Source organism: Arthrobacter sp. Y3223164, assembly GCF_059091005.1.
The window spans coordinates 1-306 of sequence record NZ_JBNHGF010000966.1; the positions used below are offsets into that span (position 1 = coordinate 1).

Annotated in this window: 1 pseudogene; it reads left to right on the top strand. The window is 73.9% G+C overall.

Annotation, left to right across the window (positions count from 1 at the left end):
- Positions 1–198: pseudogene (locus AC5RUJ_RS18945) on the top strand (oxidoreductase); the annotation flags it as partial.
- Positions 199–306 lie beyond the last annotated feature (108 nt).

Here is a 306-nt window from a genome sequence, read left to right on the forward strand (position 1 = left end):
GGCGGCACCGTCCGCAGCCACCACGAGGCGCTGCTGCGCCGCGAGGTGGATTCGGGCGGCACCGACATCCGGCTGGCCTACGAGGAGCTGGCCCGGGCGACGGCCCAGCGTGCCCTGCAGCGCGGCCTGCTGAACGAGGCCCGCGCAACCGAAATCCTGGACATCCTTGCCCAGTCCCGTCCGGAGGAGAACGCGTGACGACCCGCCCCCGCCTGGTGAAAACCCGTGCCGAATTGAAGGACGCCACGACCGGCCTGCTGGCGGCAGCCGGGGCCGCCGGGCGGCCTTCGCTGGGGCTGGTCCCGA